Origin of the sequence: Pseudomonas sp. 102515, assembly GCF_031085165.1 — a bacterium.
GTDB lineage: Bacteria > Pseudomonadota > Gammaproteobacteria > Pseudomonadales > Pseudomonadaceae > Chryseomonas.
In genome coordinates this window covers 1-232 of the sequence record NZ_JAVHTY010000025.1, presented here as the reverse complement: position 1 = coordinate 232, position 232 = coordinate 1, and the positions used below count along the sequence as shown (strand labels likewise).

General features: G+C 50.9%; 1 rRNA gene. It reads left to right on the top strand.

The window, feature by feature from the left end:
• Positions 1–232: ribosomal RNA gene (locus RCF34_RS23225) — 23S ribosomal RNA — on the top strand; the annotation flags it as partial.

Below are 232 nucleotides of genomic sequence, written 5' to 3'. Positions count from 1 at the left end.
TACTCCTGACTGACCGATAGTGAACCAGTACCGTGAGGGAAAGGCGAAAAGAACCCCGGAGAGGGGAGTGAAATAGAACCTGAAACCGTATGCGTACAAGCAGTGGGAGCCCACTTTGTTGGGTGACTGCGTACCTTTTGTATAATGGGTCAGCGACTTATTTTCAGTGGCGAGCTTAACCGAATAGGGGAGGCGTAGCGAAAGCGAGTCTTAATAGGGCGTTTAGTCGCTG